Source organism: Altererythrobacter sp. KTW20L (assembly GCF_023501975.1).
Lineage (GTDB): Bacteria > Pseudomonadota > Alphaproteobacteria > Sphingomonadales > Sphingomonadaceae > Alteraurantiacibacter.
This window is the reverse complement of sequence record NZ_JAMFLH010000010.1, coordinates 94,254-107,641: the sequence shown is the minus strand read 5'-3', so window position 1 is coordinate 107,641 and position 13,388 is coordinate 94,254. Positions and strand designations below refer to the sequence as shown.

Genomic DNA, 13,388 nt, shown 5'->3' with positions numbered 1-13,388 from the left:
GCATCACCCGCACCTGCCGCTTCCTCGCGCGGATCGGCTTTTCTCCCTGACCCTGCCGCTTGCCCCTCGCCAGCCCAGACCAACGGAGAAAACCCATGCCGCAGAACTATGACATCGCCGAACTGAAGCGCCTCGACGTGGCGCACCACCTGCCCGCGCAGCAGGACTACAAGCTGATCGAGGACATGGGCGGCAGCCGCATCGTGACCCATGCGGAAGGCTGCTATATCCACGATGGTGATGGCAACCGCATCCTCGACGGAATGGCCGGGCTGTGGTGCGTCAACGTAGGCTATGGCCGCGAGGAACTGGTCGAGGCCGCCACGCGCCAGATGCGCGAACTGCCGTACTACAACACCTTCTTCAAGACCGTGACCCCGCCCACCGTGCTCCTCGCCCAGCGCATAGCGGGGCTGACCGGTGGCAAGTTGCAGCACGTGTTCTTCAACACCAGCGGTTCGGAAGCGAATGACACCGTGTTCCGCATGGTGCGCCACTACTGGAAGGTGAAGGGCGAGCCCAAGCGCACGGTCTTCATCAGCCGGTGGAACGCCTACCATGGCTCCACCGTGGCGGGCGTTAGCCTGGGCGGCATGAAGTTCATGCACGAACAGGGCAACCTGCCCGTCCCCGGCGTGGAGCACGTCCGCCAGCCCTACTGGTTCGGCGAAGGATTCGGGCAGGACAAGGTACAGTTCGGCAAGGACTGCGCCGCCGCCATAGAGGAACGTATTCTCGCCGTCGGGCCGGAGAACGTCGCCGCCTTCATTGGCGAGCCGGTACAGGGCGCAGGCGGCGTGATCATTCCGCCCGATGGCTACTGGCAGGAAGTCGAGGCGATCTGCCGCAAGTACGGCATCCTGCTGGTGGCGGACGAAGTGATCTGCGGGTTTGGCCGCACCGGTAACTGGTTTGCCCACCAGACGCTGGGCTTCACGCCCGACATGGTGGCCATGGCCAAGGGCCTGTCATCGGGCTACCAGCCGATCAGCGCCACGGCCGTTTCCAGCGATATTGTCGAGGTACTGAAGACCGGCGGCGATTTCGTCCACGGCTTCACCTATTCGGGCCATCCGGTGGCTGCCGCCGTGGCCCTGGCGAACATCGACATCCTCGATCACGAAGGGCTGGTGACACGCACCCGCGACGACACCGGGCCTTACCTCGCCAATGCCCTGAAGCGGCTGGATGGCCACGAACTGGTGGGCGAAACCCGCTCGATCGGCCTGCTCGGCGCGGTTGAGATTGTCAGCAAGCCCGGCACGAACGAGCGCTGGGGCGGGAAGGAAGGCAATGCCGGGCCAGTGGTGCGCGACCATTGCATCGCCAATGGCCTGATGGTGCGCGGCATCCGCGATACAATCGTGATGTGTCCGCCGCTGATCATCACGCACCAGCAGATCGATGACATGGTGGACATTATCGCCAGGTCGCTGGACCAGGCACTGCCCGATTTGCAGGCGCTTTAACCCAAGCTATTGCATCCGGCTGTGGCTCTGCCGACATGCAGGCCACGATGGCCGATCTGTTCGATATCCCGCTGGTCCCCGGCCTCGCCCTGGCCGAAGAGTTCCTGTCGCCCGACGAGGAGCGGGCGTTGATTGCGGGTATCGACGGTGTGGCGCTGGCGCCCTTCCGGTTCCAGGGGTGGGAGGGCAAGCGACTGACCGCCTCGTTCGGCTGGCATTACGATTTCGACCGGGCGCAATTCGGCCCGACCACACCGATGCCCGATTGGCTGGTCGGGATGCGGGAACGGGCGGTCAGGTTTGCCGGGCTCGATCCCGCCGCGTTGGTCCAGGCGCTGGTGATCCGTTACGATCCCGGCGCGGGCATCGGCTGGCACCGCGACCGGTCAGTGTTCGAGCACGTAGTGGGCCTGTCGCTGGGGTCCGACGCCGTTCTGCGGCTTCGTCAGCGGCTACCTGACGGCAAGTTTGCCCGTGCCGCGCAGCCCCTCCCCCGCCGCTCGGTCTATCACCTGTCGGGCGAGGTGCGGCACCAGTGGGAACACAGCATCGTGCCCATGGAAGTGACCCGCTGGTCGATCACCTTTCGCAGCCTCGCCCGCTGATCGCCGCTTTACTCCGCCCGCGCCATGTGGAACCTCCCGCACAACGGGAGAGAACGGGATGGATCAGGTAGTCGGCGGACTGCGCCAGCAGGTCGAGCGTAAGCTGCTGGTGCGGCTGATCATTCCGATCGCCATCATCACTTTCGTCAATTCGATCGACCGGGTGAACGTCTCCTATGCGGGCAGCGCAATGTCGGCCGACCTTGCCCTGTCGCCCGACCAGTTCGGGCTGGGCGTGAGCATGTTCTTCTTTGCCTACCTCCTGTTCCAGTACCCCCACGTCCGCCTGCTGCGCGCCTGGGGCATCAAGCGGTGGATCTTTGTATCCATGGTACTTTGGGGCCTGTCGGGCCTGTGGATGTCACGGGTGGAAAGCGCCGCCGAGTTCTATGCCGCACGCTTCCTGCTGGGCATGGCCGAAGCGGGCTTTGCGCCGGGCATGACCTGGCTCATCTCACGCTGGGCGCCGCCTTCGATGCGCGCAGGAGCCCTGGCGGCGGCGCTGGTCGCGGTGCCGCTATCGATGGTGCTGGGCGGACCGCTGTGCGGCTGGCTGCTGGGCATTGCCAACCCGCTGGGCTGGGAGCCTTGGCGTTACATGTTCCTGCTGATCGCACTGCCCAATCTGGTGCTGGCCGTGGTGGCGGCGCTGTACATGGTGGACAGCCCGGACAAGGCGCGCTGGCTATCACCTGTAGAGCGCGACTGGCTGGCACGCGAGTTCGTGGCGCAGGAAGGCGCGGCAGACAGCCCGGCCATACCGATCCGCCAGTTGGCGCGCGATCCATGGCTGTGGCGCTGCTGTCTGACCTGGCTGCTGGTCATGACCGGCTCCTACGCGCTGGTGTTCTGGCTGCCGCAGCTTGTCCGCCAGCTGAACCTGGGATCGAGCGAGCTGATGATTGGCACGCTCAGCGCCCTGCCGCTGGCAGCGCTGGCAGTAGGCCTGATGGTCAATGGCAGGCGATCCGACAAGAAGGGCGAGCGGCTGCGCCATACCGGTTTCCCCGCCGCTGCCGCCGGTCTTGCCATGATGGCGGCAGCGTTCCTCCAGCCGGGCTGGCCGGTGCTGGCGCTGCTTTGTGTGGCGGGCCTTGGCATCGGTGCGGCGCAGGGGGTGTTCTGGGCCATCCCGGGTACTGTGCGGCTGGGCGGCGACCGGGTGTCGGTAGGAGCCATCGCGCTGATCAGCATGTTCGGCACGGCAGGCGGCATCATCGGCCCGTGGCTGACCGGTGCTCTGGTGGAATCGAGCGGCAACTTCGCGCTCGCCATTGCCCTCCTCGCCTCGCTGCTGGTGCTGGCCCTGCCGATGATCGCTATCGCCCCGGGAGAAAGGGCGAAGGTCAGGCCAGCCGCGCAGTTCTGATCATGTCTGCCGCCTTTTCGGCAATCACCACCGTTGGGGCGTGGGTGTTGCCGCGAATGACATCGGGCATGATCGAGGCATCGGCCACCCGCAGGCCCGCGATGCCCTTCACGCGCAGTTCGCTGTCCACCACCGAACCCATCGCGCAGGTGCTGGTCGGATGGCCCGCACTGATCAGGCTGGCGCGCAACCAGCCTTCCACTTCCTCATCGCTCTGCGCGGCCGGACCGGGGGCCAGCTCGGCCTTGACCAGCGGTCGGGCGGCCTCGGTGTCCATGAATTGCCGGATGAAGCGGAAACCCTTGCGCAGCCGCTCGCTGTCGCCTTCCGCGCTCATGAAGTTGAACTGCACCTGCGGCAGCATGGCCGCGTCGGCAGAAGCCAGCGACACCTCGCCCCGGCTTTCCGGGTTGAGCAGGATCGCCCCGCACGAGAACATGGCCGAAGGCGACTTGCGCCAGCCGGGGAACCACACCCGCGCATCATAGCCGCTGTGGACCACCTGGAACTGCAGGTCGGGCCGATCCTGCCCGTCACCCGAACGGACGAAGCCCTGGACCGACATAGGGCTTTGCGCCAGCGGCCCCTTGCCGGTCAGCTGCCAGTGCAGGAAGTTGACGGCCAGCCGGTCGAGCCTGATCTGGCGGTTGAAATCGATGTCCAGCGCACCGGCAAAAATACCCATGGCGATGGGGTGGTCCTGCAGGTTCTGTCCTACGCCCGGCAGGTCCAGCGCCACCTCGATGCCGTGTTCGCGCAGGTGCCCGCCCGGCCCAATGCCCGACAGCATCAGCAGGTGCGGACTGTTGAGCGCGCCTGCCGACAGGATCACCTCGCCCCGGCAGCGGATAGCCTTGCCGCCGACCAGCTCGATCCCGCTTGCCCTGCCCTGTTCGATCGTCACCCTCCGCACCGGGCTATTCGCCATGACTTGCAAGTTCGGCCGCCCCTTCACCGGATCGATGAAGGCCCGCATCGTGCTCGCCCGGCGACCCTGGCGGATGGTGCAATCGGGAATGCCGAAGCCTTCGGGCTGGGCCACGTTGAAATCCGGGCAAGGTTCATAGCCAAGCTCGCGGCCCGCCGCGATGAAGGACGGGTAAAGCGCCGGGTCGGGTTGCATGGGGGAAACGTGCATCTCGCCCTCGCCACCATGGACCTCGCTCGCCCCGCGCCAATTGGTTTCGGACCGACGGAACAGCGGCAATAGGTCGTCATAGCCCCACCCCGCATGACCCGCATCGCGCCAGGCATCGTAGTCCGCCGCCGCGCCGCGAATGTACATCGTGCCGTTGATGGCCGAAGAGCCGCCGAGAAGCTTCCCGCGCGGAATCGGTTGCGCACGACAATCGAGGTTGGGGTCGGGCGCGCTCATATAGCCCCAGGTGAAGCGCTCGCTGGCCGCCGCCTGCATCCAGGTAAGCGGCATGTCGATCAGCGGATGGCGGCTGTCAGCGCCTGCCTCGACCAGCGCCACGGTCACGCCCGGGTCCGCGCTCAAGCGGTTGGCCAGCACGCAGCCCGCGCTGCCTGCCCCCACAATGATATAGTCGAACTCTTCCACCATGCGTCCCGTCCCGTTACACGTGGGCAAAGCCTAGCGCACAATGGCCGGGCGGGGGAGAGAGGCTTTGCAGAAACCCGGACTGGAACTGGCATTCAGCGTGCGGCTGGATTTCCACGATGGGCCGCGCACCCGCTTCACTCCCGGCCCGGCATCGTTCACCCGCGGTTTCGTTGGCCTGGCAGGCGGTGTGGTCGAGGGGCCGCGACTTGCGGGCAAGGTCGTGCCAAACTCCGGCGGTGATTGGCCGCGCATGTGGGCCAGCGGCCTGATAGAGTTCGAGGCACACTACATGCTGGAAGCGGATGACGGCACGCCGATCTATATCCATAATCGCGGCCTCGCCTGGTCCCCACCCGAAGTGCTGGCGCGGGTCGAGGCGGGCGAAACCGTGGGGCCAGAGGAAACCTACTGCCGCATCACCCCGCGATTTGAAGCACCTGCCGGGCCGCACGATTGGCTGTGCCGCACGATATTTGTCGGCACCGCCGAACGGCGCGGGGCATCCACCTTCTTCGACTATTATGCGGTGACCTGAGCCATGACCGTCAGCCCCACCACCGCAGACCACATCGCCGTGCAGCAGGTGATCGCTCGCTATGCCTGGGCGCTCGACACCGGCGATGTAGAGGGCTTTGTGGGGTGTTTCTGCCCCGATGGCGAGTTGGTGTGGGATGCGTTCGAGCAGCCGGAAAGCTGGCAGGGCCACGATGCGCTGCGCCACTTCGCGCGCTTCTTTGCCGCCCTACCAAGCTCGGCGGGCCGGCAGCATCACGTTTCGAACATCGTCATCACGCCCACCGCCGATGGTCTTGCGGCGCGGTCCTATTGCATGGTTGCACTGAGACAGGGTGATGGACCACACGCCCTGCACGTGATGGGCTGGTATGAAGACAAGTTCCGCCAACACCTAGGCCAGTGGCTGCTGGCCCGCCGCACCATCCGTGACTGGTCCGGGCCGATCCTGGCGGGCTTTGCGGGCCAGACGGGCGAGCGGGTGGCCCGCCCGATGCCGCCGCCGCTGGCCGGTCTGCGCTATCCGCCCGAAAGTTAGTCAGAACGTCGAGTTGGTCGCCCCGCCGTCGATCACCAGGTTCTGCCCGGTCATGTAATTGGCAAATTCACTGCAGAACATCGCCACGAAAGCACCCACATCGTCGCAATCGCCGAAGCGTTCGGCAGCGATGCGCCATTCCTTCGAGAATTCAGCCACTTCCTGCTCGTAGGTCGTGCCCTTGGCCCGCGCCCGTTCGCCGAACTGGTCGGCCACGAAAGCGCTGTGGTGCATGCCGGGGAGCACGTTGTTGATCATCACGTTGTGCTTCGCGACCACCTTGCCAACTGCCCCGGTATAGTTCGCCAGCGCCGCCCGCGTTGCGCCGGACAGGACGCGAATTTCGCCTGGATACTTGGCCGCCACCGTAGCGATGTTGACCACCCGCCCCCAGCCGCGCTGGGCCATGCCGTCCACCACTTCGCGCATGAAGGCGATGGGCGACAGCAGCGAAATGTCGATCGCCTCGCGCCACTGCTTTTCGGTGATCGCGCGATAGTCGGGCGTCATCGGCGGCGGAGCGCAGGTTCCCACGAGGATATCGGGCGCTGGGCAGGCGGCGAGGATCGCGGCGCGGCCTTCCGGCGTACTGTGATCGGCGCAGATCGGCGTGACGTGGGAGCCGGTTTCGGCGGCAATCTCGCGACAGGCGGCAACCAGCCGCTCCTCGCCCCGTGCCGAGACGAAGACTTCAACGCCCTCGCGGGCCAGCGCCAGCACCGTGCTGCGCCCCATGCCCGCGCTGCCGCCATTGACGATGGCCTTGCGGCCCCTGATCCCCAGATCCATTAATACCCTCTCCCGTTCGGCATTTTCCGGCAGGCTGGCGCAGTTCGGCCCGAAATGCCAGTGCGAGACGACAAGTCCAGCTTTGACCCGTCCGCCCGATTGGCTATCGCGCAACCAATGATGGATCGTTTCCTGGCTGCCCACCGCCCGCTGTTCGTGCTTGTGATATTCACCGGCAGCTTCCTGCTGTTCCTGATCCAGCCGATGGTGGCGCGCATGGCCCTGCCGCTGCTGGGCGGCGCGCCCAACGTGTGGAACAGCGCAATGCTCGTGTTCCAGGCGCTGCTGCTGGGCGGTTATGCCTATGCCCATGCGCTGGCGCGGCTGCCGCTGCGAAGGCAGGTCGGCGTGCATCTGGCGCTGCTGGCAGCCGCAGCCCTGACCCTGCCGATCGCGCTGGCCGACATCGCCCGCCCGGCAGCTGGGTGGGAAGTGCTGTGGGTTCCGGCACTGTTCGCGCTGACTGTCGGCCCGGTGTTCATGCTGGTGTCCGCCCAGGCCCCGCTGATGCAACGCTGGTATGCGGCGCATCCTGCTGCGGGCAATCCCTATGTGCTTTACGCGGCGTCCAACCTCGGCAGCTTTGCCGGCCTGCTGACCTATCCGCTGTGGCTGGAGCCGCGCATGGCGCTGGGCGAGCAAAGCGGGCTGTGGACCGCAGGCTATGCCCTGCTGATCGTGCTTGTCGCGGCGCTCGCGATAAGCCGCTGGAACAACGGCACGGTGGTATCCGGCCCGACAGTGACGGTAGAGGTGGAAGAACCGGCTGTCAGGCCCACCGCACGCCAGATCCTGCTGTGGATCGCGCTGGCCGCTGTCCCATCAGGCCTGATGCTATCGACCACCTCGCTGCTGACGACAGACCTCATGGCCATGCCCCTGTTGTGGGTGATCCCGCTCGGCTTCTACCTGCTCAGCTTCTCGCTGGCCTTTTCGGATAGTGGCGACTGGTCACGGGTCCTGACCCGCCTCGCGCCGGTATTGCTGTTGCTGGTAGGCAGCATGGCGATGATCTCGGGCGGACAGGCCAATCCGGCCACCGCCATCGCCATGGTCGGGCTGCTCTTTGTCCTCTCGGTTGCGCTTCACGCGCGGCTGTACGACCTGCGACCACATCCCCGCCACCTGACGCTGTTCTACCTGGTGGTGGCGGCAGGCGGCGCACTGGGCGGGGCGTTTACCGCCATTGTCGCGCCGGTGCTGTTCGACTGGATCTACGAGCATCCGATACTGTTGATCGGCGCTGCGCTGCTGCTGCCCGCCAAGCCGCTGGTGCCGCAAATGGCGTGGCTGTGGGAAGCTGGCCCGCGCCGCCGGGTGATAGCGGGTTGCCTGCTGCTGGTCGCAGTCGTGCTCATGGCCTTGCTCGCCCAGGCGACACTCGACGGCAACGGCTCCAGGATTCTTGCGCTGATCCTGGCATTGACGGTGCTGGGTGTGGCGGCGATGGGCAACCGCGCCGCCTATGTCGCGGTGGTGGCGCTGCTGATGCTGGGGCACGGCGGGATCGGCACGCTGAAAGCCAGCCTGGAAGGCGACCGAACGCGCAGCTATTTCGGGGTCTATACCGTGGAGGTCGTGGACAACGGGCGGCTGCTGCAGTTGAGCCATGGCACGACCGTCCACGGTCGCCAGTGGCTGGTGCCATCGCGCCGCACCGAGCCGACCACCTACTACGGCCCAACTGCAGGCGTAGGTATCGCACTTGCCGAGGCAGCGCCGGATGCAGTGGTGGGAATTGTCGGTCTGGGTGCGGGGACACTCGCCTGTTACCGGCAACCAGGGCAGCAATGGGTCTTTTTCGAGATCGATCCGCAGGTGGCGCGCTATTCGGACGATGGCACTTTCACTTTCCTTGCCGACTGCACGCCCGATGCCCGCATGGTCATCGGCGATGCCCGGCTGGAACTGGCCAGGGAACCGCAGGGCCACTTCGACCTGCTGGCGATCGATGCCTTCTCGTCCGATTCCATCCCCATGCACCTGATGACGGCAGAGGCCTTTGCCACCTACCAGCGGGTAATGGACCGCGATGGCCTGCTGCTGCTGCACGTGTCGAACCGTTTCATCGACCTTGCCCCGATGATCTCGGCCCTGACGCAAGCGACCGGTTGGCACGGGCTGCTGCGCTCTGACATGGAACAACCGGGCGAAGGACTGACGCCATCGGTGTGGATCGCGCTCGCCCGCACTCCGGAACGACTGGACGCACTGGAACAGGCGAGCACCCTGCCCTGGACCGCCCTGCCGCCACCCGCCCGCCGCGCATGGACGGATGACAACGCCTCGATCCTGCCGCTGATCCGCTGGTGAAAGGGCAGGCGACCGGTTGCGCGCCTAGCGTTCCTCGCCCATGCGGATGATGGCGCGGCGGTCGGTTGCGGACAGGAAGGTTGGCAGGCTCACCTTGGAGCCCCGCTCCCCGATCACCGCACCCGGCCCGGTCGAGGCCGAGTAATCCGGCAGGCCGGCGGCGATGAGCAGGAATGGCGAGATACGGCTGCGGGTGCACAGCCCGCCGTCGCCATCGCGCACCAGCGAATTTTCGAACTTCACGCCCTGGACTGCACCAGGGCTGCGACGGACGGTGGCCACCTCAAGCTGGCCCTCACCAAAGTCGAGCACGAACTGGGTGCCCACAGAGACATCGATAAGGCCTTCGATCAGGGCCCCGGTCTGCGACATGTTGCGCAGCATCACCGTGTAATAGTGATCCTCGCGGATCGCGCCGATCTTGCGGTACATCTTGATCCGCTCGTAGCGTTGCCTGGCATAGCCGCTGGGCTCGATACCCCAGTCGGCCTGTTCGGCCTGGGTCACGAATTCGGCTTTCTCGAGCGGGGCGTAGTAGATGTAGCCCTGGACATGGCTAACCCCCAGTTCCCGCACGAGGTCGAGCTGGTCAAACGTTTCCACGCCTTCGGCCGTGGTTTCCATCTCCAGCGCGTTGGCGAGGCTGACGATGGCGCAGATGATGGCGCGGTTGCGGACATCATCCGCAGTGGCGCCGCGCACGAAACTCCGGTCGATCTTGATCTTGTCGAACGGCGCGGTCTTCAGATAGGCGAGCGACGAATACCCGGTGCCGAAATCGTCGAGCGCCAGGCGCACGCCCAGTTTTTTCAGCGCCTTGAACGTTTCGTCCGTGGCAGAACTCTCGGCCAGGAACACTCCTTTGGTGATCTCCAGCTCCAGACGGCGCGGAGCCAGCCCGCTGGCCGACAGGGCCTGGGTCACGACCAGCGGGAAGCCCGGATCGTCAAATTGCGTGGGGGACACATTGACTGCAACCCTGAGCGGAGCGGTCCAAGCCGCCGCGTCGGCGCAGGCCTGGCGCAGGACCCCTTCGCCGACCCGTCCGATGAGATTGCATTCCTCGGCGATCGGGATGAACAGAGCTGGCGAAATCCGCCCCTGTTCGGGATGATTCCAGCGGATCAGCGCCTCGGCTCCCGAAACCTGGTTGGAAGTGGAACTGACAAGCGGCTGGTAAAGGATTTCGAAATCGCCGCTCAACAGGACATCGTGCTGGGCATCTTCCAGCGCGCGACGCTGTCCGGCCGCATCGAGATGATCCGTTCGGCCCGGTCCCCCAGTTAACCGCGGTCGTCCATCCCCGGCAGGAAAATCTGGAACTCGTCGCCGCCCAGCCGGCAGACTTTCTAGCGGTCGCCCACCACCGAAATCAGTCGATCGGCTACCAGCTTGAGCAGGCTGTCACCCGCCGTATGGCCCAGCGTGTCGTTCACCTGCTTGAACCGGTCCAGGTCAATCAGCATGGTGGCACAGGGCTTTCCGCGATGGCGGTAGGACGACAGCACCTGTTCGAGCATGACACCCATCCGGCGCCGGTTGATCAGCCCGGTCAGGGGATCGTGCATGGCCATCTGCGACGTTTCCTCCACGTCGCGCCGGTCGCTGGTAATGTGGAACAGACGCCGTGGTATCCGGCAAAGGCCCCTGCAGCATCCACTCGGGGCGAGCCCGAGAGCGACCAGAACCGGCTCTCCCCAACCGATACCGTCTCGATCACGACCCGTTTGAAGGTCTTGCGCCTAGTCATAGTAAAGTGAAGATTGCGCGCCGCATCGCTCTCGCCATTGCCGCTGTCGAACAGCCCCGCCAGCGTGACCCGGCCTCGCGGATCCTCAGACGACAGCGCCTACCAGATGGACTCGGAAACAGCGACGAACCGACCCTCGACATCGGTCCTCCACACTCCGCCAAGTTCGAGACTCTCGAACAGCAGGGCGAATTCTTCGCCACCACCCGCAATCATGTCGCTGGACGGAAGTGCCGCCCTGCCCACGATCAGTCGGTGCATCATGGTATTGGCTGCGGCACGCATGGGATCGAGCGACTTCTGCTATTATCTTTGCAATCTCTAGGCTCTTATATTCAAATGGTTAGCTTTTCCGAACAATCCCAGGATTGTTGGTCGTCGGGGACTGCTCTAGACACTGTCGCGGGCGATCAGGCGGAAGCCCGCGTCGATACGCCGGGAGGTGAATTCGCGGCCTTCCTGGTGGCGCGAAATTGCGGCCATCACTTCGCGGGCGATGCGCGCGCCGTCGATATCGACCGTGGTGATCGTGGGTCGCATCTCGCCGGAGATGGCATTGTTGCCAAAGCCGATCACCCCGAGGTCATCGGGCACTCGCAGCCCCGCCGCCTGGGCCTCGACGATGATTCCCTGGGCCAGGAGGTCGGACCCGCAGACGACCACGTCGGGCCGCTCGGCCAGCCGACGCACATCGGCGAAGACCCGCCGGGCGTGGCCGAAGCGGGTGGGCATGTCGGTGATCGATTCGGTCGGCAGGGACAAACCCAGTGCTTCCCATTCGGCAAAAAAGCCGTCGCGCCGGCTGCGCGCACGCGGGCTTTCTGCGGTCACCACATGGGGCCGGAGATAGCCCCGCGAGGCGAGGAAGCGGGCAATGTCGCGTCCGGCATCCTCGTGGCGGAAGCCGATGGCCACTCCCACCGGATCCTCGGGCAGTTCCCACACCTGGATGAACAGGGTCCGGCTCCGCCCCACCATGTTGATCACGTTCTGGCTGACGGTCCCGGTCGCGATGATCGCATCGACGCGGCGCGAGAGTGCCGCCCGTACCAGGCTGTCGGTCCGTTCGGTTCCGGTGCCTGTCAGCCCGATCATCACGTTGTTTCCGCTCGCCGTCATCTCTCCGACCATGCGCTCGATCATATCGTTGAACAGCGAGTTCTCGAGGCAGGGTATGAGCACTGCGACCATGCGGCTCTTGTTGGTGGCAAGGTCGCCGGCCAGGGCGTTGGGAATATAGCCCGTCTTGTCGATCGCAGCGCTGATCCGCGTTCCGGTCTCTCCTGCCACCACGCCGGGATTGTTGAGGAAGCGGCTGACCGTGGCGGCAGATACATTTGCTTCGCGCGCGACGTCGTTCAGCGTCGGGGCCCTGGTCATCGGTGACATGCTATCTCCGCGTCATGGTGACCGTGGAACATGCCCCAGCCCAGCGCCCGGTGCAATCGCCTTGCATGCATTGCGACCTCTGCCTGCAAAATTTCGCAAGGCCTTACATCGCGGTAGCCGTGAAAATCTGGCCGGCCTCTAGTCGCCCGTCACCCGGAGAATACCGCGACTGCGCATCCAGTCGAACAGGGGCGGGCCCCACAGCTTTTCGGTCATGGTGAAGTTGGGCACGTCGTAGATGTGCAGTTCGGCCGGCTGGTAGGCCGCGTTCCAGATGCGGAACACTTCGATCAGGCCGTCCGTCACCGCTCCGTGTTCTGCCTCCACCGCCATGAACAAAGGGGGAGCGCCCTCCCACGTTGCAACATCCTGCAACGAAGGGCCGAAGATCGAGACAAGGAAATCGGGCCGTTCGTCTGCTGCGGCCTGCCGGTCGAGCAGCGTGCCGAAAGCCACCCCGCCACCGGCCGAAGTGCCCATCACCCCGATCCGGTCAGGGTCTATATTCCATTCTGCCGCATTCGCGTGGAGCAGGCGGAGCGCGGCCTGGGCATCCTGCGTTGCCAGTTCGAGCACGTCTGTCATGGCGATAGTGCCGGCTGCCGGATTGGCATTGCCGTTGACGATTTCCATGCGGGGAAAGCGAGCAGGCGGATCAGCGGGATCGCGCGGCGGGGGCGGAGCGGTCATCCATTCCAGCTCTGCCGGACTGAATTGCAGGGTGCGATATTCCAGCATCAGCACGCCCACCCCTTCGCGCACCAGGGCGTCGATCTCGTCCTGCAGCGCGGCTCCCGTCCCCAGCACGCGCAGGCCGCCACCCGGTAGCATGACGAGGGCCGCGCCGCTGGCACGATCGGGCCGTGGCAGGAGCAGTTCATAGACCGGCTGGCGGGTGTTATAGACCGACACGGCACCATCCCGCTCGATCGCGACTCGCTCGTGTTCCCAGCTTTCCGAACCCGGTGCAGGCCCGTCATAGAGCGGCTGCCGTTCCACATGGGCGACGCCTTGGGCTGACCAGAGGAGTGCAGCCAGTGCGACAGAACCTGCCAGCAGTTTCCTGCCACCCTTGCGACGGATCAT

The 13,388-nt window shown here is 65.4% G+C and carries 13 protein-coding genes; 6 read left to right on the top strand and 7 right to left on the bottom strand.

Annotated elements, in window-relative coordinates; translation table 11 throughout:
- The first annotated feature begins 95 nt into the window (after positions 1–95).
- The 3 genes from M3P36_RS11330 to M3P36_RS11320 are packed head-to-tail and all read left to right on the top strand — an operon-like array spanning position 96 to position 3,443.
- Positions 96–1,469 carry an aspartate aminotransferase family protein gene (locus M3P36_RS11330; protein ID WP_249703555.1) on the top strand — a complete coding sequence of 458 codons (1,374 nt, stop codon included), beginning with the start codon at positions 96–98 and terminating at the stop codon, positions 1,467–1,469.
- Positions 1,470–1,516: 47 nt separating this feature from the next.
- Positions 1,517–2,074, top strand: a complete 558-nt coding sequence (locus M3P36_RS11325) for an alpha-ketoglutarate-dependent dioxygenase AlkB (protein ID WP_249703552.1) — start codon at positions 1,517–1,519, stop codon at positions 2,072–2,074.
- 58 nt (positions 2,075–2,132) lie between these two features.
- Entirely contained in the window at positions 2,133–3,443 is a 1,311-nt protein-coding gene (locus M3P36_RS11320; protein WP_249703549.1) for an MFS transporter, read from the top strand.
- Here the strand turns inward: M3P36_RS11320 and M3P36_RS11315 are convergent.
- Positions 3,421–5,010 (bottom strand): GMC family oxidoreductase, encoded by a 1,590-nt coding sequence (locus tag M3P36_RS11315; protein WP_249703546.1) that lies wholly within the window; start codon positions 5,008–5,010, stop codon positions 3,421–3,423. The genes M3P36_RS11320 and M3P36_RS11315 overlap by 23 nt on opposite strands.
- Positions 5,011–5,074: 64 nt before the next feature.
- Here M3P36_RS11315 and M3P36_RS11310 point away from each other — a divergent pair, with 64 nt between their 5' ends.
- Positions 5,075–5,545: a DUF3237 family protein gene (locus M3P36_RS11310; RefSeq protein ID WP_249703543.1), complete on the top strand. Its 471-nt coding sequence runs from the start codon at positions 5,075–5,077 to the stop codon at positions 5,543–5,545.
- 3 nt (positions 5,546–5,548) lie between these two features.
- On the top strand, positions 5,549–6,061 hold the full coding sequence (locus M3P36_RS11305) for a nuclear transport factor 2 family protein (RefSeq protein WP_249703541.1): 513 nt from the start codon (positions 5,549–5,551) through the stop codon (positions 6,059–6,061).
- On the opposite strand, the gene M3P36_RS11300 is transcribed toward M3P36_RS11305, so the two are convergent.
- Positions 6,062–6,850: an SDR family oxidoreductase gene (locus M3P36_RS11300; protein WP_249703539.1), complete on the bottom strand. Its 789-nt coding sequence runs from the start codon at positions 6,848–6,850 to the stop codon at positions 6,062–6,064.
- 117 nt (positions 6,851–6,967) lie between these two features.
- Between M3P36_RS11300 and M3P36_RS11295 the strand changes: the two genes are divergently transcribed.
- Positions 6,968–9,163, top strand: a complete 2,196-nt coding sequence (locus tag M3P36_RS11295) for a fused MFS/spermidine synthase (protein WP_249703537.1) — start codon at positions 6,968–6,970, stop codon at positions 9,161–9,163.
- A 24-nt stretch (positions 9,164–9,187) separates the two neighbouring features.
- On the opposite strand, the gene M3P36_RS11290 is transcribed toward M3P36_RS11295, so the two are convergent.
- From M3P36_RS11290 to M3P36_RS11270, 5 genes are all read right to left on the bottom strand, one after another.
- Positions 9,188–10,366, bottom strand: a complete 1,179-nt coding sequence (locus M3P36_RS11290) for an EAL domain-containing protein (protein WP_249703534.1) — start codon at positions 10,364–10,366, stop codon at positions 9,188–9,190.
- Positions 10,367–10,512: 146 nt separating this feature from the next.
- Positions 10,513–10,737 carry a diguanylate cyclase domain-containing protein gene (locus M3P36_RS11285; protein ID WP_249703531.1) on the bottom strand — a complete coding sequence of 75 codons (225 nt, stop codon included), beginning with the start codon at positions 10,735–10,737 and terminating at the stop codon, positions 10,513–10,515.
- A 275-nt stretch (positions 10,738–11,012) separates the two neighbouring features.
- Positions 11,013–11,198 (bottom strand): hypothetical protein, encoded by a 186-nt coding sequence (locus M3P36_RS11280; RefSeq protein ID WP_249703528.1) that lies wholly within the window; start codon positions 11,196–11,198, stop codon positions 11,013–11,015.
- Positions 11,199–11,303: 105 nt separating this feature from the next.
- Complete coding sequence (locus M3P36_RS11275; protein WP_249703526.1) at positions 11,304–12,293, bottom strand: LacI family DNA-binding transcriptional regulator; 990 nt, start codon at positions 12,291–12,293, stop codon at positions 11,304–11,306.
- A 147-nt stretch (positions 12,294–12,440) separates the two neighbouring features.
- On the bottom strand, positions 12,441–13,388 hold the full coding sequence (locus M3P36_RS11270) for an alpha/beta hydrolase (RefSeq protein ID WP_249703523.1): 948 nt from the start codon (positions 13,386–13,388) through the stop codon (positions 12,441–12,443).

Bases quoted from the DNA above. Each gene is read 5' to 3' on its own strand.
- M3P36_RS11270 (WP_249703523.1), bottom strand. From the start codon at position 13,388: ATGATCCGTCGCAAGGGTGGCAGGAAACTGCTGGCAGGTTCTGTCGCA.
- M3P36_RS11275 (WP_249703526.1), bottom strand. From the start codon at position 12,293: ATGACCAGGGCCCCGACGCTGAACGACGTCGCGCGCGAAGCAAATGTA.
- M3P36_RS11280 (WP_249703528.1), bottom strand. From the start codon at position 11,198: ATGCGTGCCGCAGCCAATACCATGATGCACCGACTGATCGTGGGCAGG.
- M3P36_RS11305 (WP_249703541.1), top strand. From the start codon at position 5,549: ATGACCGTCAGCCCCACCACCGCAGACCACATCGCCGTGCAGCAGGTG.
- M3P36_RS11295 (WP_249703537.1), top strand. From the start codon at position 6,968: ATGATGGATCGTTTCCTGGCTGCCCACCGCCCGCTGTTCGTGCTTGTG.
- M3P36_RS11320 (WP_249703549.1), top strand. From the start codon at position 2,133: ATGGATCAGGTAGTCGGCGGACTGCGCCAGCAGGTCGAGCGTAAGCTG.
- M3P36_RS11315 (WP_249703546.1), bottom strand. From the start codon at position 5,010: ATGGTGGAAGAGTTCGACTATATCATTGTGGGGGCAGGCAGCGCGGGC.
- M3P36_RS11325 (WP_249703552.1), top strand. From the start codon at position 1,517: ATGGCCGATCTGTTCGATATCCCGCTGGTCCCCGGCCTCGCCCTGGCC.
- M3P36_RS11285 (WP_249703531.1), bottom strand. From the start codon at position 10,737: ATGGCCATGCACGATCCCCTGACCGGGCTGATCAACCGGCGCCGGATG.
- M3P36_RS11330 (WP_249703555.1), top strand. From the start codon at position 96: ATGCCGCAGAACTATGACATCGCCGAACTGAAGCGCCTCGACGTGGCG.
- M3P36_RS11300 (WP_249703539.1), bottom strand. From the start codon at position 6,850: ATGGATCTGGGGATCAGGGGCCGCAAGGCCATCGTCAATGGCGGCAGC.